At 74.1% G+C, this 20655-nt stretch carries 22 protein-coding genes and 1 pseudogene; 12 read left to right on the top strand and 11 right to left on the bottom strand.

Translation table 11 applies throughout. The features are described 5' to 3' along the window. Window positions 1–3 precede the first annotated feature (3 nt). Window positions 4–972 (bottom strand): DMT family transporter, encoded by a 969-nt coding sequence (locus FHR77_RS10750; protein WP_167260202.1) that lies wholly within the window; start codon window positions 970–972, stop codon window positions 4–6. Between the two features lie 33 nt (window positions 973–1005). On the opposite strand from FHR77_RS10750, the gene FHR77_RS10745 reads away from it, so the two are divergent. Further along, a complete protein-coding gene (locus FHR77_RS10745; RefSeq protein ID WP_167260200.1) occupies window positions 1006–1629 on the top strand; it encodes a TetR/AcrR family transcriptional regulator in 624 nt (207 codons plus the stop codon). Between the two features lie 9 nt (window positions 1630–1638). Here the strand turns inward: FHR77_RS10745 and FHR77_RS10740 are convergent, their stop codons facing one another. The 6 genes from FHR77_RS10740 to FHR77_RS16065 form a co-directional block, all read right to left on the bottom strand. Next, a complete protein-coding gene (locus FHR77_RS10740) occupies window positions 1639–2673 on the bottom strand; it encodes a DUF418 domain-containing protein (protein WP_167260198.1) in 1035 nt (344 codons plus the stop codon). Continuing rightward, complete coding sequence (locus FHR77_RS10735) at window positions 2670–3731, bottom strand: glycosyltransferase family 4 protein (RefSeq protein WP_167260196.1); 1062 nt, start codon at window positions 3729–3731, stop codon at window positions 2670–2672. Before FHR77_RS10735 ends, FHR77_RS10740 begins: the two co-directional genes overlap by 4 nt. Window positions 3732–3868: 137 nt before the next feature. Further along, the gene (locus tag FHR77_RS10730) at window positions 3869–4090 is read right to left on the bottom strand and encodes a hypothetical protein (RefSeq protein WP_056057078.1); all 222 of its coding nucleotides are present in this window, start codon (window positions 4088–4090) and stop codon (window positions 3869–3871) included. Between the two features lie 147 nt (window positions 4091–4237). Continuing rightward, window positions 4238–5362 carry a hypothetical protein gene (locus FHR77_RS10725; RefSeq protein WP_167260194.1) on the bottom strand — a complete coding sequence of 375 codons (1125 nt, stop codon included), beginning with the start codon at window positions 5360–5362 and terminating at the stop codon, window positions 4238–4240. Between the two features lie 35 nt (window positions 5363–5397). Then, a complete protein-coding gene (gene mshD / locus FHR77_RS16070; RefSeq protein WP_167260192.1) occupies window positions 5398–6234 on the bottom strand; it encodes a mycothiol synthase in 837 nt (278 codons plus the stop codon). Beyond that, window positions 6231–6911, bottom strand: coding sequence for a winged helix-turn-helix domain-containing protein (locus FHR77_RS16065; RefSeq protein WP_056057071.1), 681 nt, complete (start codon window positions 6909–6911; stop codon window positions 6231–6233). Before FHR77_RS16065 ends, mshD begins: the two co-directional genes overlap by 4 nt. Window positions 6912–7019: 108 nt before the next feature. Between FHR77_RS16065 and FHR77_RS10710 the strand changes: the two genes are divergently transcribed. From FHR77_RS10710 to FHR77_RS10695, 4 genes are all read left to right on the top strand, one after another. Then, window positions 7020–7313 (top strand): hypothetical protein, encoded by a 294-nt coding sequence (locus FHR77_RS10710; RefSeq protein ID WP_167260190.1) that lies wholly within the window; start codon window positions 7020–7022, stop codon window positions 7311–7313. 207 nt (window positions 7314–7520) lie between these two features. Continuing rightward, window positions 7521–8156, top strand: coding sequence for a heme-binding beta-barrel domain-containing protein (locus FHR77_RS10705; RefSeq protein WP_167260188.1), 636 nt, complete (start codon window positions 7521–7523; stop codon window positions 8154–8156). 55 nt (window positions 8157–8211) lie between these two features. After that, window positions 8212–9345, top strand: a complete 1134-nt coding sequence (gene ygfZ / locus FHR77_RS10700) for a CAF17-like 4Fe-4S cluster assembly/insertion protein YgfZ (RefSeq protein WP_167261336.1) — start codon at window positions 8212–8214, stop codon at window positions 9343–9345. A 9-nt stretch (window positions 9346–9354) separates the two neighbouring features. Beyond that, entirely contained in the window at window positions 9355–10467 is a 1113-nt protein-coding gene (locus tag FHR77_RS10695) for an FUSC family protein (protein ID WP_167260186.1), read from the top strand. A gap of 16 nt (window positions 10468–10483) precedes the next feature. Here the strand turns inward: FHR77_RS10695 and FHR77_RS10690 are convergent, their stop codons facing one another. Further along, the gene (locus FHR77_RS10690) at window positions 10484–11260 is read right to left on the bottom strand and encodes a class I SAM-dependent methyltransferase (protein ID WP_056057063.1); all 777 of its coding nucleotides are present in this window, start codon (window positions 11258–11260) and stop codon (window positions 10484–10486) included. Window positions 11261–11305: 45 nt separating this feature from the next. On the opposite strand from FHR77_RS10690, the gene FHR77_RS10685 reads away from it, so the two are divergent. Beyond that, window positions 11306–12058: a phosphoglyceromutase gene (locus FHR77_RS10685; protein WP_056057060.1), complete on the top strand. Its 753-nt coding sequence runs from the start codon at window positions 11306–11308 to the stop codon at window positions 12056–12058. Window positions 12059–12164: 106 nt separating this feature from the next. On the opposite strand, the gene FHR77_RS10680 is transcribed toward FHR77_RS10685, so the two are convergent. Together FHR77_RS10680 and phoU are read right to left on the bottom strand one after the other, a co-directional pair. Further along, complete coding sequence (locus FHR77_RS10680) at window positions 12165–12698, bottom strand: P-loop nucleotide/nucleoside kinase family protein (RefSeq protein WP_167260184.1); 534 nt, start codon at window positions 12696–12698, stop codon at window positions 12165–12167. Window positions 12699–12720: 22 nt separating this feature from the next. Continuing rightward, entirely contained in the window at window positions 12721–13374 is a 654-nt protein-coding gene (gene phoU, locus FHR77_RS10675; RefSeq protein WP_056057055.1) for a phosphate signaling complex protein PhoU, read from the bottom strand. 208 nt (window positions 13375–13582) lie between these two features. Between phoU and FHR77_RS10670 the strand changes: the two genes are divergently transcribed. Beyond that, on the top strand, window positions 13583–14773 hold the full coding sequence (locus tag FHR77_RS10670; protein WP_167260182.1) for a sensor histidine kinase: 1191 nt from the start codon (window positions 13583–13585) through the stop codon (window positions 14771–14773). After that, window positions 14770–15456: a response regulator transcription factor gene (locus FHR77_RS10665; protein WP_056057051.1), complete on the top strand. Its 687-nt coding sequence runs from the start codon at window positions 14770–14772 to the stop codon at window positions 15454–15456. The genes FHR77_RS10670 and FHR77_RS10665 overlap by 4 nt, the downstream gene beginning before the upstream one ends. 111 nt (window positions 15457–15567) lie before the next feature. On the opposite strand, the gene FHR77_RS10660 is transcribed toward FHR77_RS10665, so the two are convergent. After that, entirely contained in the window at window positions 15568–16176 is a 609-nt protein-coding gene (locus tag FHR77_RS10660) for a hypothetical protein (protein WP_167260180.1), read from the bottom strand. A 109-nt stretch (window positions 16177–16285) separates the two neighbouring features. On the opposite strand from FHR77_RS10660, the gene FHR77_RS10655 reads away from it, so the two are divergent. From FHR77_RS10655 to rlmB, 4 genes and pseudogenes are all read left to right on the top strand, one after another. Continuing rightward, window positions 16286–16768, top strand: coding sequence for a CarD family transcriptional regulator (locus FHR77_RS10655; RefSeq protein WP_043597211.1), 483 nt, complete (start codon window positions 16286–16288; stop codon window positions 16766–16768). Beyond that, a pseudogene (gene ispD, locus FHR77_RS10650) lies at window positions 16758–17987 on the top strand (2-C-methyl-D-erythritol 4-phosphate cytidylyltransferase); the annotation flags it as partial. The gene FHR77_RS10655 and the pseudogene ispD, both read left to right, overlap by 11 nt. 148 nt (window positions 17988–18135) lie before the next feature. Next, window positions 18136–19554: a cysteine--tRNA ligase gene (gene cysS, locus FHR77_RS10645; protein ID WP_167260178.1), complete on the top strand. Its 1419-nt coding sequence runs from the start codon at window positions 18136–18138 to the stop codon at window positions 19552–19554. Then, window positions 19551–20591: a 23S rRNA (guanosine(2251)-2'-O)-methyltransferase RlmB gene (rlmB, locus tag FHR77_RS10640; RefSeq protein ID WP_056057046.1), complete on the top strand. Its 1041-nt coding sequence runs from the start codon at window positions 19551–19553 to the stop codon at window positions 20589–20591. Before cysS ends, rlmB begins: the two co-directional genes overlap by 4 nt. Window positions 20592–20655: the final 64 nt, after the last annotated feature.

Here is a 20655-nt window from a genome sequence, read left to right as displayed (position 1 = left end):
GGGTCACCGACGGTGAACGGCAGGTGACGGAGGCGCGGGGCGGGCACCGGGGGAGGGCTCCTCGGGTGCTGCCCCGCGCCTCCCGCGCTCCCCGCCCAGCACGAGGGCGCTGCCCGCCGCGCTGAGGGCGAAGCCCCCGAGCGTGGCGAGGGAGAACGGCTCGCCGAGCAGGAGGGCGCCGGTCAGCGCCGTCGTCGGCGCGACCAGGAAGAGGAGCGCGTTGACGGCCGTCACGCCGAGGCGCCGCAGCAGCCACCAGTACAGGCCGTAGGCGGCGAGGGTCGGCAGGGCCGCGGCGAGGAGGGCGGCCAGCCAGAACGAGGCGTCGAGGGGCGGCCGCAGGGTGCCCGTCGCGACGGCGAGCACGACGAGGGCGAGCGCCGTGACGGAGACGTGCAGGGTCAGGGTGGTCAGCACGGGGAGGCGCACGGGCGCACGCCGCTCGACGAGCGTGCCGGCGACCAGGCAGGCCATCGCCAGGGCGGGCAGCACGTACGCCACGGGTGCGGCGGAGGAGTCCCCCAGCTGCGATCCGACCACCAGCACGACGCCGAGCGCTCCGAGCGCGAGGCCCGCCCACTGCCCGCCGCGCACCCGGAGCCCGAGCAGCGGGCCGACGAGCGTCGCGACGACGAGCGGCTGCACGGCGTCGACGAGCGCCGTCGTGCCCGTCGCCACCCCGGCGGCCACGGCCGCGTAGACGAAGACGCAGTAGCCGAACTGCGCCAGGAGCCCGACGACGGCCTGCTGCCCGAGGTCGCCGCGGGTGACGGCGCGCAGGCCGCCCCGGAGGCCGGTGGCGACGAGCAGCACGAGGGCGAGCGGGGCGAACCGCCAGACCAGGAGGGTCGTCGCCGGCACGTCGACGGTCGCGAGGGCGGCGAGCGTGAACCCCGAGCTCCAGGCCAGGACGAACGCGGCCGCCCCGCCGACCACGACGAGGCCACTCGGTACACCGATCTGTTTACTCATGGTCTCGACTATACACATCGGTATAGTCGAGGCATGGTCGATCTCGACAGCCCCGTCGGCAGCCTCGCCGTCCCCGCCCTGCCCGCGCTCACGCCGGGCGCCCGCCGCGTGCTCGACGCGGCCTCCGACCTCTTCTACGACCAGGGCATCCACGCGGTCGGCGTCGACACGATCGCCGAGGCGGCCGGGGTCACGAAGAAGACGCTCTACGACCGCTTCGGCTCGAAGGAGGCGCTGGTCGTGTCGTACCTCCGCCACCGCGACGCCCGGTGGCGGGAGCACCTCGCGGCCCACCTGGCGCGGGCGCCTGAGCCCGGGGTCGCGCGGGTCCTCGCCGTGTTCGACGCCGCCGTCGACTGGTCGCGGCAGCACGGCGGCAAGGGCTGCAGCGCGATCAACGCGCGGGCGGAGGTCGGCGACGGGCACGACGGCAACGCCGTCTTCCCCGAGGCGGCGCGGCAGAAGGGCTGGCTGCTCACGCTCTTCGCCGAGCTCTGCCGCGAGGCGGGGCTCGCCCGCCCCGACGACCTGGCCCGGACGCTCATGCTCGTGCACGAGGGGGCGATCGTCACGGTCGGGATGGAGACCTTCGACCAGCCCCTCGAGCACGCCCGCACCGTCGCGCGCTCGCTCCTCGAGGCCACGCCGCGAGCGTGACGGCCCGCGTCAGAGCACTCCTCCCCGGAAGGGAGCCCGTCGACGCCACGTGACGGTGCGCCAGGCCCACTCGACGGGGCCGTAGCGGAAGTGCCGGAGCCAGGCCCTGCTGGCGACGGACTGCACGGTCAGTACGACCACCGCCGTGACGACGGCCGGCAGCGGCGAGGTCATGTGCGCCCAGTCGAGGGCGGGCACGGCCGCCACGAGGGCGACGACGACGAGCGAGGCGCCCACGTAGTTCGACAGGGCCATCCGGCCGAGGGGCTCGAAGGCCGCTGCGACGACCACCCGCGCCCGCGTGGACCACAGCAGGGTCAACGCTGCCGTGTACGTGACGGCCACGGCCAGCCCGGCGACGCCTCCCGCGGTCGTGAAGCGGGGGTCGCCGGGCTGGGTGGTCTGCCACGCGACCGCCGCCACGCTCGCCACGGCGGCGACCCCCAGCGTCGCCACGACCGGCCTGCCGCCGCGCTCGAGGGCGCGGGGGAGGCCCCAGGAGGCGCCGGCGGCCCCCAGCAGCACCAGGCCGGGCAGCGACGCGAGTCCGCCGCCGAACAGGGCGTAGGCCGCGACCGTGCCGACGGTGCCCAGCGCCAGCGTCAGCCACCGGGGCGCCCAGAGGACGACGGGGAGCGCGAGCAGCCCGACGACCGCGTACTCGCGCAGGACCTCGCCGGGGTAGACGAGAGCGTGCAGGCAGCCGATGCCCAGGAGGGCGAGGAGGCGGAGGCCGACCGGCAGCCACGGGGACGCGCCGCGGCGCCGCGCCGAGTCGACGACGAGCTGCAGGCTGAGGCCGAAGAGGACGACGAAGATCGGGACGAAGCGGGTCTGCACGGCGAACTCGAGCAGGGTCTGCGTGGTGCTCGCGGGGGCGTCGGCGTCGAACGGCACCGCGCTGCCCAGCCGGGTGATGTCGGGGACGTTGACGAGCAGGATGCCGCAGAGGGCGAACCCCCGCAGGCTGTCGACCAGTCGCCACCGGGTGGAGGCGGGGGCGCCGTCGACGCCGGGGGCAGGGGCGGTGCGGGTGGTGGTCATCGGCGTCGCCCCTCGGCCAGCAGGCGGTCGTAGACGGCGAGGTACTCGCCCGTCATGCGGGTCACGTGCGCGTGCTCGAGGCCGCGGCGGGCGCGCTCGCCGAGGTCGGCCCGGGCCGCCTCGTCGCCGAGCAGGCGGTCGAGGGTGCGCGCGAGGGCATCGACGTCGCCGGACGGGAAGACCACGCCCGCCGCGCCGTGGTCCACGGCCTCCGGGAGGCCGTCCGCCGAGCTGACGACGCAGGCGAGGCCCGCCTCGCGCTGCTCGCCCACGACGAGGGGGAACGGGTCGCGCCGTGAGGCCGTGACCGCGATGTCGGCGCCGTAGAGGTGGGGCCGCGGGTCGGCGACCGAGCCGACCGTGTGCACGCGGTCGCTCCACGGGGCGCCGGCCGCCGCCTCCAGCGTGTCGGGCTCGTCGACGTTGCCGACGAACCAGAGCTGGGCGTCGGGGTGCGCCTCCGCGACCCGGCCGAACGCCGCGACGAGCACGTCGGAGCCCTTGCGGCGCGTCACCGAGCCGACGGCGACGACGGCGGGGTGCCCGAGGTCGGCGGCCGCCGGGCGCCCGGGGCGCCGGGGGCTGCCGATCGTGGCGTTCGTGACGGTGCAGGTCTTGCGGCGCGCGAGGGGCCGGCGCTGCATGGCACGCTCCACGGCTCCGCTGACGCAGACGACGGCGTCGGAGAGGCCCATGACGCCGACGCCGCGCTGGAACTCGTTGTGCACCGTCGCGACCGACGGCACCCGGGGGGCGGCCACGGAGGCGAGGACGGCCGGCGTCAGGGTGTGCGAGTGGACGACGTCGGGGTCGAGGCGGCGGAGCAGGCCCCGGACGCGGCGGAGGGTGGCGGGCAGCTGGCGGGGTGCCCGGCGGCTGAAGTCGACCTCCGCCGTCGAGACGCCGTGGGCGTGGAGCAGGTCGTACCAGTCGCCCCCGGCCGAGACGACCCAGACCTCGTGCCCGTGGGTGGCCTGCGTCGTGGCGAGGTCCACGACGACGTTGACGATGCCGTTGGCGGTGTTCGACATGGAGTCGGTCAGGTGGACGATCCGCATGGGGCCCCTCGGTCGGTCGCCCGATCGTGACGCCGGGCAGAACTGAGATCGAAGATATCACATGTCGAGCACGGGGTCGGGAGACGACGAACGCCCCCGCGACTCCGCGGGGGCGTTCGGCACAGCTCGAGCTGGTGCTACTTCTTCTCCTCGAGCTTCAGCGCGAGGCCGAGCCCGAAGAACGTGGGCGCCCAGTGGCCGATGAAGATGCCCCAGCGGTCGGACTGGGCCTTGTCGTTCGAGTCCTTGCCCTGCGACGCGAGCCAGGCCACGAGGGCGATGACGATGGAGGCGAAGCCGCCCCAGTAGGCGTGCTTGCTCTGGACTCCGAGGTCGGAGAGGAAACGGACGGGGTTCATGGTGTTCTCCTGCAGCTCGTGGGGATCGTGCGGTCCCCACAATCCACTCCGTCGCGCTGTGAGCCAGGTGGCAGCCCGGAGGCCGGGCCGGAGTAGCCCCCGGAGGCGTCGACGACGTACCCCGACGTACCCCGACGTGCCCCGGCCCTAGAGGAAGGGGCCGGCCTCGAACGCCGCGCCCTCCGGCGTGACGTCCGTGACGACCCCGGCCACGCGGACGGGCACGGGCGAGACCGAGCCGAAGGTGCCCGTCGCCCCCGACGCGTCGCGGGCGTCGGCGCTGTAGGAGGCGGCGCCCTCGGTCACCGAGGTGACGTCCCAGCCGGTGCCGTCCCACGCGCCCACGTCGTACGTCGGGGCCGTCTCGAGGGTCCACTTCTGGTTCGAGAGCTCGTAGCCGCCGTCGCCGTTGAGCAGGGCGAAGCTGCACCCCTCGGGTCGGGGGTCGGGGCTGCCGACGCAGCCGGAGACCCAGCCGTCGACGGCCGCCCGGGCCGAGGCCTCGCCCGCCTCGGTCAGCTCGGCCACGAGGACCGCCGGCGTGCCGCGGCTGCCGGCGCCCGAGGCCGTGCCGGTCGCGGCGGGTGCGCCCCAGAGGTCGCCGCCGCCGCCGCCGAGCTCGACGTCGTAGCTGCCCGGCAGCGCACGCAGCTCCACGGTGGCCGAGTCGCCTCGCGGCAGCTCGGCGCCGGCGACCGAGACGGTCGCGGACGACGGCGCTCCCACCTGGACGGTCAGCGTCCCGAGCTCCACCGGCTGCAGCTCCCACCGCGGGAAGACCAGGAGGTCGCGGCCTTCGCTCACGAGGGCGAACGACTGCTGCCACCGGGGGCCCGCCTCGCCGCCCTGCTGCACCGTCGCCTCCACCGTGGCCGACTCGCCGTCGACGACCGCCGGGGCGACGTCGAAGTCGCTCACCCGGTCGCTCGCGGCGGCGTAGGCCTCGTCGGTGAGGAGGACGTCGTCGTCGCCGACCTCCGTGCCGTCGAGGGTGAAGGCACGCTCGGCGTCGCCCTGCTGGAGGGCCTCGAGGTACGCCGCCACGGCGGCCTCGGGGCGGTGCGACGCCGCCGTCCGCCCGACCCCGACGGCGGCCGCCGCCGCGAGCAGGAAGAGCAGCGCGCCGGCGCCGATCAGCACGAGCCGACGACGACGGCGCCGCGGCGCCGCGGGGGAGCCCGCGACCCCGGCGGCTCCCTCGGCCCCGTCGGCCCGCCCGGCCTGCCCGCCGTCGCGCGGCTCGTCCGCCGGCGTCCCCTGTGTCTCGCTCATGTCTCTCCCCCTGGAGTCGTCCTGACCGGGCGGCGTCAGCGCCGCAGGGTCCACTGCACGTCGACCGCGTGGTCGACGAATCCCCGGCCGGCGTAGAGCCTCAGGGCCGGCTCGTTGTCGCCCTCGACGTAGAGGGCCGCGGTGTCGGCGCCGCGCTCGGCGAGGCGGGCGAAGCCGGCGTCGACCACCGCGCCTCCCAGCCCCTCGCCCTGGTGGCCGGGGCTCACCGCGACGGCGTAGAACTCGCCGGGCTGGCCCGCCTCGAGCTTGAGCCAGCACGACGCGAGCAGCTCGTCGCCCCGCCAGAGCAGGAACAGGTCGCCCGCGTCGAACCACGGCTCGGCGCGGCGCGCGTCGAGGTCGGCCTGGTCGATCGAGCCCTGCTCGGGGTGGCTCGCGAAGGCGCGGGCGTTGAGGTCGAGCCAGGCCGCGTCGTCGGTGCCCGGACGGAACGCGGCGACGCGGTCGCCCTCGCGGAGGCGCGGGGTGCGCGGGGCCACCGGCGCGCGCTGCTGCAGCAGGCGCCGGGTCTCGTCGAGCCCGAAGCGCGCGGCGAGCACGCGGGAGCCCGGGTGGTCGCCGTGCGCCCAGAACGCGGTGGGGCCGGTCGTCTCGTCGAGGACCTTCTGCACGAGCAGGGCGCCGAGGCCCTCGCGACGGTGGTCGGGGTGCACGACCAGCTCGACCTCGGTGCCGGCCGGGCCGTCGTCGCCGCCGCCGCCGCCGGAGCGCAGCACCGCGGCCGCGTGCGGCGCCTCGACGACGTGGGCCTCGCCCGATCGCACCTCGACGAGCGCCTGGTCGTTGACCGGCGGGCTGCCGTCGACCGCCTGGGCCGCGCGGGCGAGCGCCTCGACGTCGGCGGGGGTCACGCGCCCGGCCCCGGCAGGTCGTCGTCGTACACGTTGAAGCGGTAGCCGACGTTGCGCACCGTGCCGATCAGCGACTCGAGGTCGCCGAGCTTGGCGCGCAGGCGCCGCACGTGCACGTCGACCGTGCGGGTGCCGCCGAAGTAGTCGTAGCCCCACACCTCGCTGAGCAGCTGCTCGCGCGTGAAGACGCGGGAGGGGTGCGTCGCGAAGAAGCGGAGCAGCTCGAACTCCTTGAAGGTGAGGTCGAGCGGGCGGCCGTGCACCTTGGCCGAGTAGCTCGCCTCGTCGATGACGACGCCGGAGGCGTGGATCTTCGAGCCGGTCTGCGACTGCGCCAGCCGACCCGTCACGAGGCGGATGCGGGCGTCGACCTCGGCGGGGCCGGCCGTCTCGAGGATGACGTCGTCGACGCCCCACTCGGAGTTGACCGCCGTGAGGCCCCCCTCGGTGAGCACGAGCACGAGGGGCACCGTGACGCCCGTCGTGCGGAGGATCTTGCAGAGCGACTTGGCGCTCGCGAGGTCGGCCCGGGCGTCGACGAAGATGAGGTCGCTCGAGGGCGCGTTCACCAGCTGTGCGGGTTCGGCCGGGATCTGCCGGGTACGGTGGCTGAGGAGGGCCAGAGCCGGGAGCACGTCAGGGCTGCCCGCAGAGGTCAAGACCAACAGCTGCGCCACACGGACCTCCAGTGAATGTATGGTCGGCAGTCTAAAACACGAGTGATGCCCGGCTCGACCACGTGTCGACGCCCCTCGGGGCTCGGGCCACGAACGGAGAACCGCGCAGTGACCACCCCGGCCGTCCCGCCCACCAGCCGCCGCGTGCGACTCAAGCCGCTGACCGTGGTGCCCGTGTGGGCCTTCACGCTGATCGTCGCGGTCGTCGTCTCGATCGCCGCCCCCGGCGACGACTTCTACGTGTGGCTGCCGCTCGTGCTGGCCACGAGCATCATCCTGAGCTTCGTGCTGCAGCTCGCCGCCAGCGAGAAGGACGGCCTGGTCTCGCGCTGCGTCCTCACGCTCTGCGGCAGCCTGGTCATCCTCGCCGTGACGACGGGCGTGCTCGCGCTCGTCCACTGAGCCCGGTGCCCCGCCGCCGCTGGGCAGCCCCTGGGCACCGGCTCCCGCCCCTCCCGCCGACGGTGCCGCGCGGGTAGTCTTGCGGCATGGATTCCTTGCTCGCCCTCGAGATGTTCTACGTGGGGCTCCTCGCCCTCGCGTCGCTGGCCATCGCCTTCGTCTCCGTCGTCGTCCTCGTCAAGCTCTTCAAGGGCCAGCGCTAGACCCGTGATCGACATCCCCACCGACCTCCCGGCGGAGCTCGTCCCGCTGTCCTGGCTCATCGGCGTGTGGGAGGGCACGGGCGTCGTCGACTACAAGATCGGCGAGGGCGACCCCGACGCCCCCGTCGACGGCGCGCCCCCGGCCGTCCGTCGCACGCACGAGTTCGGCCAGCGCGTCAGCTTCAGCCACGACGGCCTGCCCTACCTCAACTACAGCTCGTTCAGCTGGCTGCTCGACGACGAGCGCACGCCCCTGGCGAGCGAGACCGGCTACTGGCGCCTCGAGCGCCCTGCCGAGGTGGGCGACCGCGGGCCCGGCATGCTGCCCGGCCAGGGCGTCGCGCCGTTCCGGTCGGCGCAGACCGTCGAGATCCTCCGCCGCCCCGACGACGGGTTCGGCCTCGAGGTGCAGCTCGTGCACCCCACGGGCGTCAACGAGCTCTACCTCGGCCGCGTCGCGGGCCCCCGCATCGACCTGTCGACCGACGCCGTGCTCCGCTCGAGCAACGCGAAGGAGTACTCGGCCGCCACGCGCATGTACGGCCTCGTCGAGAACCACCTGCTCTGGGCCTGGGACATCGCGGCCCTCGGCCAGGAGCTCCGCACCCACGCCTCCGGGCGCCTGGCCCGCGTTGACTGACGCCCCGGCCGCCGGAGTCGCGGGGGCGCCGTCCGCCGACCCCGCCCTCGTCGTCGTGTCGCCCTTCGCGACGCGCGACGGCTTCGTCGACGACGGCAGCGGGGTCGCCGCGCACTACGGCAACCCCCTCACCGAGCAGCGGGCGCTCGTCCGCGGCGCGGCGGTCGTCGACCTCTCCGACCGGGGCGTGCTCACCGTCAGCGGCCCCGACCGCCTCAGCTGGCTGAACTCGCTCACGAGCCAGGCCCTGCTCGGGCTCGAGCCCGGCCGGTCGACCGAGACCCTCCTGCTCGACGCCAACGGCCGGCTCGAGCACGCCGCCCGCGTCGTCGACGACGGCGAGACCACCTGGCTGCTCGTCGACCGCGTCGAGGCGGAGCCCCTGCGCGCCTGGCTCGACCGGATGCGCTTCATGCTCCGCGTCGAGGTCGCCGACCGCACGGCCGACGTCGCCACGATCGGCGCCCTGGCCGACGTCGAGCTGCCCGTCCCGGTGCTCGCCCCCGCCGGCGTGCCCGTGGTCTGGGTCGACCCCTGGCGCGAGGTCGCCCCCGGCGGCCACGGCTACGCCGACGCCGAGACGCACCCCGGCCGTGACTGGAGCTACCGCGAGGTGCTCGTCGACCGGGCCGACCTCGCGGCCCTCGCGGCGTCCGACCTGCCCGCCGCCGGCACCCTCGCCCTCGAGGCCCTGCGCATCGAGGCGTGGCGCCCGCGTCTCTCGACCGAGGTCGACGAGCGCAGCATCCCGCACGAGCTCGACTGGCTCCGCTCCGCGGTCCACCTGGCCAAGGGCTGCTACCGCGGTCAGGAGACCGTCGCCAAGGTGCACAACATCGGGCACCCGCCGCGGCGCCTGGTGATGCTGCACCTCGACGGCTCCGACACCGTGCTGCCCGCCCCCGGCGACCCCGTCGTCACCGCGGCGGCCGTCGCCGAGGCCACCGCCGCCGGCACCCCGCTCGCCGACCTGCCCCCCGTGGGTCGCGTCACGAGCTCCGCCGTCCACCACGAGCTCGGCCCCGTCGCGCTCGCCGTGGTCAAGCGCGCCACCGACGAGACCGCGCCCCTCGCGGTGCTCTCGGCCGACATCGTCGTCGCCGCCGCTCCGCAGACGATCGTGCCGGCCTCCGCGGGCGCCGCCGCCGGGGTGCCCCGGCTGCCGCGCCTGGGAGCCGTCCGCCGCTAGGCGGCCCGGGTGGCGACCCGGCAGCCGGGTGCCGTCCGGCGGGCGGCCTCGCGCGCCTCCCGCGGCTTCGACCCCCGGGCGGCGACCCGTCGCACGGTGACGTCGATGCCGGCGATCGTGCAGATCGTCGTGGCCGCCAGCGCGTCGTACGCGATCACGCACCTGGGGCTCGGCCACGCGGTGCCGCTGCTCGCCGTCACGATCACCATCTCGTCGCTCGGCCTGGCCCGCGACGCCCGGCCCCGCGTCGTGCTCGAGAACGCGGTCGGCGTGCTGATCGGCATCGCCCTCAGCGAGGTCATGCTGCTCGTGCTCGGCAAGGGGCTCTGGCAGGTCGCGGCCGTGCTGCTGGTGGTGCTCGCGGTCGCGCGCTTCGCGTCGCCGAGCAGCGCCTTCGCCGCGGCGGCCGCCACCCAGTCGATGCTCGTCATGCTGCTGCCCGATCCGGAGGGCGGCCCCTTCGTGCGCAGCGTCGACGGCGCGGTCGGCGGGCTCGTCGCCCTCGCGGTGACGGCGATCGTGCCCCGCGACCCGGTCGGGTTGGCGCGGGCCGACGCGCGGGCCCTCTTCGCCGAGGTCGGGTCCGCCTTCGAGGCGCTCGTCGTCGCGCTCCGCACCGACGATGTCCGCCGGGCCGACGAGGCCCTCCGGCGCCTGAGGTCGACGCAGCCGCTGCTCGACGACTGGGCGTCTACGCTCGAGTCGGCCGTCTCGATCTCGCGCCTCTCGCCCTTCCTGAGGTCGCGCCTCCCGCACCTCCGTCAGCAGCAGTCGCTGCGGCTCCACGTCGACCTCGCGGTGCGCAACCTCCGGGTGATCGCCCGCCGGGTCGACACGTCGCTCGGCGACGGGCACGACCGGCTCGGCCTCGCCGACCTCGTCGAGAGAACCGGCCGCGCGGTCGTCGTGCTCGGCGGCTCGGTCGACGACGTCGAGCGGCTGCCCGCGGCGAGGGAGGCGCTCAGCGCGGTCGCCCGCCGCCTCGACCCGGCCGTGGTCGCGCCCGGAGCCCCGGTCACCGAGACGATCGTGGTGCTGATGATGCGACCGCTCGTCATCGACCTGCTCATGGCCACGGGCCTGCCGCACGACGAGGCTCGCCGCCGCCTCGCCGTCGTCTGACCTCGGCCGCGCGGGCTCAGGGGCGGGGCGCCACCGCGCTCCAGGGCAGGGTCAGCTCGCCGAGCCGCCAGCGGGTCCGGCCGTGCCGCACGGGCCAACCGGCGGCGCGCAGGCCCTCGACCGTCGCGATCCAGCGCTGCACCGGCCCGTAGACCGAGAGCGGGGCCGCGATCGCCCACTGCCGGTCGAGGTCGACGAGCAGGTCGTGCACGCGCTCGCCCGGCACGTTGCGGTGGATGAGCGCCTTGGGCAGCCGCTCGGCGACGACCGACGGGGCCTCGAGCGAGGCCAGGTGCAGCGCGACCGTGAACGTCTGCGGCCCCGCCTCGGTGACGTCCACCCAGCTCGCGACGCGGCCGACCTCGTTGCAGGTGCCCTCGACGAGCACCCCGCCGGGCTGCAGCCGCGACGTCATCAGCCGCCACGACGCGTCGACCTGCGACTCGTCGTACTGCCGCAGCACGTTCAGGGCCCGGATCACGGCCGGGCGCCGCCCGCCGTCGAGCGGCACCTCGAAGCCCCCGAGCCGGAAGCTCACGCCGGGCCGCGCCGACAGCGACGCGAGCCGCACGCGCTCCGGGTCGATCTCGATGCCGACCACCTCGACGTCGGGACGGACCTTCCGGAGGCGCTGGTGCAGCTCCAGGGGAGTGGTCGCGCTGGCCCCGTAGCCGAGGTCGACGACCAGCGGGTCGTCGGCACGGCGCAGCACGGGGTGCGCGGCGATCCACCGGTCGACGCGGCGGAGCCGGTTGGTGCCGGTCGTGCCGCGCGTGATCGATCCGATGGGCATGGCTCCGAGTCTGACAGCCCGGGGCGTCGGCGATACGCTGGAGGCATGACTTCGACGCTCATCCTCCTCCGTCACGGCAACAGCGAGTGGAACCAGGCGAACCTCTTCACGGGGTGGGTCGACGTGCGCCTCAGCGAGCAGGGCCGCGCCGAGGCGAAGCGCGCCGGCGAGCTCCTCGTCGAGCACCAGATGCAGCCCGACATCCTGTACACGTCGCGCCTCACCCGCGCCATCCAGACCGCCGACATCGCCCTCGAGGAGGCCGACCGCCTCTGGATCGACGTGAAGCGCTCCTGGCGGCTCAACGAGCGCCACTACGGCGCCCTCCAGGGCAAGGACAAGGCGCAGACCCTCGAGCAGTACGGCCCCGAGCAGTTCCAGACCTGGCGTCGGTCGTTCGACGTGCCGCCGCCGCCCCTCGACGACGACAGCGAGTTCTCGCAGGCGCACGACGTCCGCTACGCCGAGCTCGGCGTCGACGCCCCGCGCACCGAGTCGCTCGCCCTCGTGATCGAGCGCATGATCCCCTACTGGGAGAGCGACATCACCGCGAGCCTCGCCGAGGGCAAGGTCGTGCTGGTCACCGCCCACGGCAACTCGCTGCGCGCGCTGGTGAAGCACCTCGACGGCATCAGCGACGACGAGATCTCCGAGCTCAACATCCCCACCGGCATCCCGCTCGTCTACGAGCTCGACGACGACTTCCGCCCCACCGGCCCCGGCCGCTACCTCGACCCGCAGGCCGCCGCCGCCGGCGCGGCCGCCGTCGCGGCGCAGGGGGAGAAGAAGGGCCTGTAGGCGCGTCCTCTCCACCGGAGCCCGCCCCCGCCGTCGTGCGGGGGCGGGCTCCGTCGTGTCACACGCCGTACGCGTCACACGCAGTGCCCGTCACACGGAGCGCCCGTCACACGAAGTGCGCGCTGATCTCCATCACGAGGGAGTCGACGTCGACCTCGCGGCTCGTGTCGACGCGGACGACCGGCCAGGCGCCGAGCGGCCCCGCGCCCTCGACCCGGTCGGCCCAGCCGGCGGCCAGCTCGTCGGCCGTGCCGTGCACGGGGTGACGGCCGCCGCCCTCGACGCGGGCCGCCGAGCGGGCGAGCGCGAGCTCGGGAGCCACCTCGCACCACACCTCGAGCACGCGGGGCGAGCCGGCCCGCTCGACGCCGGCGCGCACGCCGTCGAGGTCGTCGTCGGGCCGCCAGCCCGCGTCGACCACGACGCCGGCCTCGACCTTGCCGGCCATCGCCCAGACGGCGTCCACGGCGATGCGCCGCACCGCCTGCGGGGCGATCATCGGCCCGGCCAGGTCGGCCAGCGCCTCCTGCACGGGGTCGACCGCGAGCAGCGGGCAGCCGAGCACGCCGGCCAGCGTGGCCGAGACGGTGGTCTTGCCCGAGCCGGGCAGACCGTTGACGAGGATCGCGACAGAAGCCATCCCCCCATCATCCCGCAGCGGGTCAGACCTCGGCGGCCACCCAGTCGCCGGTCGCGAGGTACTGGACCTTCTTGGCGATCGAGACCGCGTGGTCGGCGAAGCGCTCGTGGTAGCGCGACGCGAGGGTCGAGTCGACGGTGTCGACCGCCGCGCCCTTCCAGGTCTCGCCGAGCACCTTGTCGAAGACGCTGAGGTGCAGCTCGTCGATGCGGTCGTCGTCGTTGCGGATCTCCTCCGCGAGGCGGACGTCCTCCGTCGTGAGCAGCTCGGTGAGTTTCTTCGCGATGGCGACGTCGAGCCGGCCGAGCTCCTGGAAGGTCGGGCGCAGCGACTTCGGCACGACCTTCTCGGGGAAGCGGTACCGGGCGAGCTGGGCGATGTGCTCGGCCATGTCGCCCATGCGCTCGAGCGACGCGCTGATGCGCAGGGCGCTGACCACGATGCGGAGGTCGCGGGCGACGGGGTTCTGGCGGGCCAGGATGTCGATGGCGAGCTCGTCGAGGGCGATCGCGCGCTCGTCGATGCGGTCGTCGTCGGCGATGACCTTCTCGGCCAGCGTCACGTCGGAGTCGTTGAAGGCCGTGGTGGCGTTCTCGATCGAGACGGCGACGAGGCCCGCGATCTCGACGAGGCGCTCCTGCACCTCTTGCAGTTCCTGCTGGAATACCTCGCGCATGGGAGTCTGGGCCTCTCGTCGTTCCGGGGGTGTCCGGGTCTCGGGGCGACCGCCCCGTGCTGTGCCGGCGGAGCCGCCCGCACAGTCCCGTCGACTCTCACGGGTGGAGGTTAACGGTCGGTGACGGGAGGCCCAACAGTGCCCAAAGTACAGCGCTCCGGCTGGCTCTCGTCCGTTCCCGCCCCGGGCGTTCACTATCGTGACCTGCATGGAACCAACCTGGTTGGTGCCGGCCTCGCTGCTCTTCGGCGTCGTGGTCGGCGCCGCGGTCGTGATGGTGGTGGTGTCGGCTCAGCGCCGGGCCGCCCGCGTCGCGGCACTCGTCGAGACGACGCTGCCGGACGGCATCGACGCGGTGCTCGACGCCCTCTCGTCGGCCGGGCTCGTCGTCGACCCGTCGGGCAACGTGCTGAAGGCCTCGCCGTTCGCCCGTCAGCTCGGCCTGGTCTCTGCCCAGGAGCACCTCGTGCACCCCGAGGTCGAGGCCCTCGTCGACCTGGCGCGGCGGAGCGACGACCCGCAGGAGGCGCAGCTCACCCTGGCGCGCCTCCCCGGTTCCGAGGCCACCGTCGCCCTCGGCGTGCGGGCCGCCGTGCTGGGCGGCCGCTACGTGCTCGTGCTCGCCGAGGACCACACCGAGGGCCGGCGGCTCGACGACATGCGCCGCGACTTCGTCGCCAACATCAGCCACGAGCTGAAGACCCCGATCGGCGCGGTGGGCCTGCTCGCCGAGGCGCTCGACGCGGCCTCGGCCGACCCCGAGCGCGTCCGTCACTTCGCCGGCCGCCTGACGCGCGAGGCCGACCGGCTCGGCCGCCTGACCCAGGACATCATCGAGCTCTCGCGGCTGCAGGCCACCGACGCGCTCGAGTCGAGCGACCCCGTCGACGTTCGGGCGGTCGTCGACACCGCCGTCGACCGCAACCGGGTCGAGGCCGAGGTGCGGGGCATCTCGCTCGTCGTCCGGGGCGGCAAGAAGGCGCAGGTGCTCGGCGACGAGACGATGCTCGTCACCGCCGTCGACAACCTCGTCTCGAACGCCATCGCCTACTCGCCCGACGGGTCGCGCATCGGCATCGGCGCGACCGTCGACGACGAGGGCGGCGTCTCGATCGCGGTGAGCGACCAGGGCTACGGCATCCCCGAGCACGAGCTCGACCGCGTCTTCGAGCGCTTCTACCGCGTCGACCAGGCCCGGTCTCGCCGCACCGGCGGCACCGGCCTGGGCCTCGCGATCGTCAAGCACGTCGTCCAGAACCACGGCGGCGAGGTGCGCGTCTGGTCGCAGGTCGGCAGCGGGTCGACCTTCACGATCCGGCTGCCCGAGTTCGAGGCCCGCCCCGACACCCGTTCCGTCCCTGTCATGGTCACCACACGAGGAGACACCGATACCCGATGAGCACCCACATCCTGATCGTCGAGGACGAGGAGTCGCTGAGCGAGCCCCTGGCCTTCATCCTCGAGCGCGAGGGCTACCGCGTCACCGTCGCTGAGGACGGCCCGTCCGCCCTGGCCCTGTTCGACAAGTCGGGCGCCGACCTCGTGCTGCTCGACCTGATGCTGCCCGGCATCCCCGGCACGGAGGTCTGCCGGGTGCTGCGCTCGAGGTCGCAGGTGCCCATCATCATGCTGACCGCGAAGGACAGCGAGGTGGACATCGTCGTCGGGCTCGAGCTCGGCGCCGACGACTACGTCACCAAGCCGTACTCGACGCGGGAGCTGCTGGCGCGCATCCGGGCGGTGCTCCGTCGCCGGGCCGACGACGGCGACGACCTCGCCGACGGCATGCTCGAGGCGGGCGACATCCGCATGGACGTCGAGCGACACGTCGTGACGGTGCGCGGCGAGGACGTCGCGATGCCGCTCAAGGAGTTCGAGCTGCTCGAGCTGCTGATGCGCAACGCCGGCCGCGTGCTGACGCGCGGTCAGCTCATCGACCGGGTCTGGGGCTCCGACTACTTCGGCGACACCAAGACCCTCGACGTGCACATCAAGCGCATCCGCTCGAAGATCGAGCCCGTGCCCTCCGAGCCCAAGGCGCTCGTGACCGTGCGCGGGCTCGGGTACCGCATCGAGGCCTGAGGCGCCCCCGGCGGGCGGCCTCAGTCCGGCCGCCGACGCACGAGAGGCCCGGCCCCGCTGACGCGGGCCGGGCCTCTCGTCGTCTCGGCGCCGTTCGGGCGCCGCGTGCCGCTACGGGGTCGGCGTGGCCGAGGGCGTGCCGTCCTCGGGCGACGGGAGCGTCGTCGACTCGGCGGAGGGCGCCGTGGTCTCGCCCGGCATCGGGAGCAGGGTCGCGTACTCGGAGAGCTCGCCGGTCAGCACGGGCACCTGCAGGCTCTTGCCAGTCTCGGTGCCGTACTGGACGAAGACGGGCAGCAGCGCGCCGGGGGTGACGTCGAGGTCGCTCATCACGAACTGCTCCTGGCCGACCTCGGTGCCGAGGTCGACCTGCGAGTTCGCGTCGACGTCGACGGTCTGCGTCTCGTCGCCCGACTCGGTCTCGTACTGGAAGCTCACCTGCGCCGCGTCGTCGCCGCTGTTGACGATCGACATGACGAGGCTGGCCTCGGCGCCGTCCTCGGTCAGGGCCAGCGCGTTGAGCACCTTGACGTCGCCGACCGTGACGCTCGTGCCGTCGCTGGCGTCGTAGAACTGGGTCGTGCGCTGGGGGCTGATGAAGTTGCAGCCGGCGGCGACGACGAGCACGGCGGCACCCACGGTGGCGGCGGCGAGGGCGCGGGCGCCTCGACGGTCAATTGCAGATGCGACTCGCACGAGTGCCTCCAGGATCCAGTTCACGGCAAAGGTCTGCCCCAGCTTAGCGAGGGCAGAGCGGGGCGGTTCGTCAGGGCAGCCTTACCACCGACCTTCCATGGTATCCTGGGCGTCGCAGAATGGAGCCTGATTCATGCAGTTCGAGGTCGGAGAGACCGTCGTCTACCCCCATCACGGGGCCGCGACGATCTCTGAAGTCAAGAAGCGGATCATCAAGGGCGAAGAGAAGCTGTACCTCAAGCTTCGCGTCACCCAGGGTGATCTGACCATCGAGGTACCCGCAGACAACGTCGACCTGGTCGGCGTCCGGGACGTCATCGGCAAAGAGGGGCTCGACCGCGTGTTCGACGTCCTCCGTGCGCCGTTCACGGAAGAACCCACCAACTGGTCCCGCCGCTACAAGGCGAACCTGGAGAAGCTCGCGTCGGGCGACGTCATCAAGGTGTCCGAGGTCGTCCGCGACCTGTGGCGCCGCGACCAGGACCGCGGGCTGTCCGCCGGCGAGAAGCGCATGCTCGCCAAGGCCCGCCAGATCCTGATCAGCGAGCTCGCCCTCGCGGAGAAGACCGACGAAGAGAAGGCGTCGAGCGTCCTCGACGAGGTTCTTGCGTCCTAGCACCACCGACGACCGCACGGTCGGCTCCCTGACGGGGGTCGGTCGGGCGGTCGTCGTCGTCGCGGCCGGGAGCGGCACGCGTCTCGGCCTCGGCACGCCGAAGGCCTTCGTCGAGGTGGCCGGGCGCAGCATCCTGGCCCGCTCGCTCGACGCCGTGCTCGCCTCGGCGGTGCCCACCCAGATCGTCGTGGTCGTGCCGCAGGAGCAGCTCGCCGACGCCACGGAGCTCGTCGTCACGGCGGCCGGGCACGTCGCCGACCACGTCGTGGTGGTCGCGGGAGGCGCCAGCCGACAGGCCAGCGTCGCCGCCGGCCTCGGGGCGGTCGCCCCGGACGTCACGACCGTCCTGGTGCACGACTGCGCGCGCCCCTTCACCCCCACCGCGCAGTTCGACCTCGTCGCGTCGACGGTCGAGGCCACCGGCCGCGGCGTCGTGCCCGGGCTGCCCGTCAGCGACACGATCAAGCGCGTCGACGCGGCCGGCACGGTGCTCGACACCGTCGACCGCTCCGAGCTGGTCGCGATGCAGACCCCCCAGGGCTTCCCGCGGGCGGCCCTCGACGCCGCCTACGCCGCGGCCCGGGCCGAGCACACCGACGACGCCGCCCTGTTCGCGGCGGCCGGCCACGATGTCGTCGTCGTGGAGGGCGACCCGGTCGCGTTCAAGATCACCACCCGGTGGGACCTCCAACGCGCCGAGACGATCGCGGCGCAGCAGGCCGCGGCGGTCGGCGCTCCCGACCCGCGCCTCCGGCCCGACCCCGCCCTCCGCACCGGGCTCGGCATCGACGTCCACGCCTTCGACCCGGCCGCGCCGCTGCACCTCGGCCTCCTGCACTTCGAGGGCGAGGCGGGCCTGGCCGGCCACAGCGACGGCGACGCCGTCGCGCACGCGGTCGTCGACGCCCTCCTCTCGGCCGCCGGCCTCGGCGACATCGGCTCGATGTTCGGCACCGACGACCCGCGCTTCGCCGGCGCGAGCGGCGAGGTCTTCCTCACCGCGGCCGTCGAGCGCCTGACGCACGCGGGCGTCGACGTCGTCGACGTCGCCGTCCAGGTCGTCGGCAACCGGCCCCGGCTCTCCGCCCGCCGCCTCGAGATGGAGGAGCGGCTGATGCAGGTCGTCGGCGCTCCCGTCAGCGTGTCGGCCACGACCACCGACGGGCTCGGCTTCACCGGGCGCGGCGAGGGGCTGACGGCGATCGCGACCGCGCTGGTGTCGGTCGTCGACCCGGCGGCGCGCACCGCGCCTCCCCGAGGCCCTGCCTCCGCCTCCGCCCCGGCACGGGGCGCCGTCGCCCCGACCTCGCTCACCGACGACGGGTCGTCCGACCCGTCCGCCGACGACCACTGAATAGGCTGACCGCGTGACCATCCGCCTCTACGACTCCCGCGAGCAGGCGCTCGTCGACTTCGTCCCCCTCGAGCCCGGCCGGGTGGGGCTGTACGTCTGCGGGCCCACCGTGCAGTCGTCGCCGCACATCGGCCACCTGCGCAGCGCGTTGGTCTACGACCTGTGGCGCCGCTGGTTCACCTACCGCGGCCTCGACGTCACCCTGGTGCGCAACGTCACCGACATCGACGACAAGATCCTCGCGCTCTCGAGCGGCACCGACGAGGAGTGGTGGGCGCGCGCCTACCGCTACGAGCTCGAGTTCACCGCGGGGTACCAGGCGCTCGGCGTGCTGCCGCCGACCTACGAGCCGCGCGCGACCGCGAGCGTCACCGAGATGCAGCAGATCGTCGCGACGCTGATCGACCGCGGGCACGCCTACGCCGCGCCCGACGGCTCGGGCGACGTGTACTTCGACACCGCGAGCTGGCCGAGCTACGGCGCCCTGACGAACCAGGGCCTCGACGACATGGCCCCCGCGGCCGACGCCGACCCGCGCGGCAAGCGCGACCCCCGCGACTTCGCGCTCTGGAAGGGCGCGAAGGCCGACGAGCCCGCCTCGGCGAGCTGGTCGTCGCCGTGGGGCGACGGCCGGCCCGGCTGGCACATCGAGTGCTCGGCGATGTCGAAGCGATACCTGGGCAGCGCCTTCGACATCCACGGCGGCGGCCTCGACCTGCGGTTCCCGCACCACGAGAACGAGCTGGCCCAGTCGACCGCGGCCGGCGACGCCTTCGCGCACCACTGGCTGCACAACGGCCTCGTCGCCGTCGACGGCCAGAAGATGTCGAAGTCGCTCGGCAACTCGATCTTCGCCGCCGACTTCCTCGCCCTCGCGCGGCCGGTCGTCGTCCGCTACTTCCTCAGCGCGGCGCACTACCGCTCGACCATCGACTACCACGACGGCGCGCTCGTCGAGGCGGAGGCTGCGCTCGACCGCGTCGAGACGTTCCTCTCGCGGGCCGAGCGCCGTCTGGCCGACACCCGCTTCGCCGGTGTCGGCGCCCGGGTCGTGCCCGACGAGTTCGCCGAGGCGATGGACGACGACCTCAACGTGCCGCAGGCGATCGCCGTGCTGCACGACGCCGTCCGGTCGGGCAACGTCGCCCTCGACGACGGCGACCTCGACACGGCCGCCCGCGACCGCCAGCACGTCGCCGCCATGGTGGCCGTGCTGGGCATCGACCCGCTGGCGCCCGAGTGGCGCGGAGACGACGAGGGCGACGCGCACCGCGCGCTCGGCACCCTCGTCGAGACCCTCCTCGCCAGCCGCCAGGAAGCCAGGGCCGCGCGCGACTTCGCGCAGGCCGACCGCGTACGCGAGATGCTGGCGTCCGCCGGCGTCACCATCGAAGACACCCCCAGCGGGTCGCATTGGAGCCTCGAACAGTGAAGAACACCAGCGGAGCGAACAAGGGGCGGCCGAGCAGCAGCGCCGTCCGCAAGGGCAGCAAGGGCAAGCAGGTCGGCAGCGGCGGCCAGGGGCGCCAGGCGCTCGAGGGCAAGAAGCCCACTCCCGCCGCGGAGGACCGCCCGTACCACCCCGCGGGCAAGGCGAAGGCGGCGCGCGAGCGCCTTGACGCCGCCCGGGGGCGCGGCGGCAACGGCCCCCGCGCCGGGTCGCCGATCGCCGGCCGCGGCGGGCAGGACGCCCCGCGCCGCAAGCCGAAGAGCTCCGACGACAGCGAGATGGTCACCGGGCGCAACTCGGTGCTCGAGGCCCTGCGCACGCGCATCCCCGCCTCGACGCTCTACATCGCGGCGCGCATCGAGATGGACGACCGCACGAAGGAGATCCTCAACCTCGCGACGCGTCGCGGGCTGCCGATCCTCGAGGTCATGCGCCCCGAGCTCGACCGCCTCACGGGCCCCGACTCGGTGCACCAGGGCGTCGCCCTCAAGGTGCCGCCGTACGAGTACGCGCACCCGGTCGACCTGCTCGAGGGCTCGATCAAGCGTCGCCAGAACCCGCTCTTCGTCGCGCTCGACGGCATCACCGACCCGCGCAACCTCGGCGCGATCATCCGCTCGGTCGCCGCGTTCGGCGGCCAGGGCGTCATCATCCCGCAGCGTCGCTCGGTCGGCCTCACCGCCTCGGCGTGGAAGACCTCGGCCGGTGCCGCGGCGCGCATCCCCGTCGCGATGGCGTCGAACCTGACGCAGACCCTCAAGTCGTTCAAGGACCAGGGCGTCTTCGTGCTGGGCCTCGACGGCGACGGCGACGTCATGCTGCCGGGCCTCGAGCTCGCCGACCGCCCGCTCGTGGTCGTCGTGGGCAGCGAGGGCAAGGGCCTCTCGCGCATCGTCGCCGAGACCTGCGACGCCATCGTGTCGATCCCGATCACGGGCGCCGTCGAGTCGCTGAACGCCGGCATGGCCGCGAGCGTCACGCTCTACGAGATCTCGAAGCTGCGCGCCGAGCGCTCGTAGCGCTCGTCAGCCCCGACACAGAGGAGGCGCGGTGCCGGTCGCCCGGCACCGCGCCTCCTCTGCG

It is taken from the genome of Frigoribacterium endophyticum, from assembly GCF_011759585.1.
GTDB lineage: Bacteria > Actinomycetota > Actinomycetes > Actinomycetales > Microbacteriaceae > Frigoribacterium > Frigoribacterium endophyticum.
This window is presented reverse-complemented; position numbering and strand designations above follow the sequence as displayed.